Below are 399 nucleotides of genomic sequence, written 5' to 3'. Positions count from 1 at the left end.
GGCCAGGGCCAGGGCGGCGGTGGGTTGTAGGGCTCGCTTCATAGGTATTCCTGCGTTTCCAAATCGCGGAGTCGGGCAGTCACGCGGGCGGGCGCGGTGCTCGGTTTTTTTCTGGGGTGTCGGGGCGATTTGGGAAGCTAGGTGTGGGGCGAGGTTTGAATTGGCAACATGCGTTGAACTCCCTTCCAACGATTCTGCTGCGGGGGTGGCAGCGCAGAATCCGAATCTAGATTGGTACCATCCGAGGTCAGGGGTAGGCTGTTGAGTTCAAACATAACGGAATGGATTTTAAAAATATAATGCTATTTGGGCATAAGCTAATATTCCTGGATTTCATTATTTTCTTGATGATTTATTCTTATTGGTAATGTCTTTTTTTGCAGCTGGCCATGTGTACAT

Origin of the sequence: Pseudomonas sp. P7759, assembly GCF_013386445.1 — a bacterium.
Lineage (GTDB): Bacteria > Pseudomonadota > Gammaproteobacteria > Pseudomonadales > Pseudomonadaceae > Aquipseudomonas > Aquipseudomonas azotoformans_A.
The sequence above is the reverse complement of the archived record's forward strand: the minus strand, read 5'-3'. Positions refer to the sequence as shown.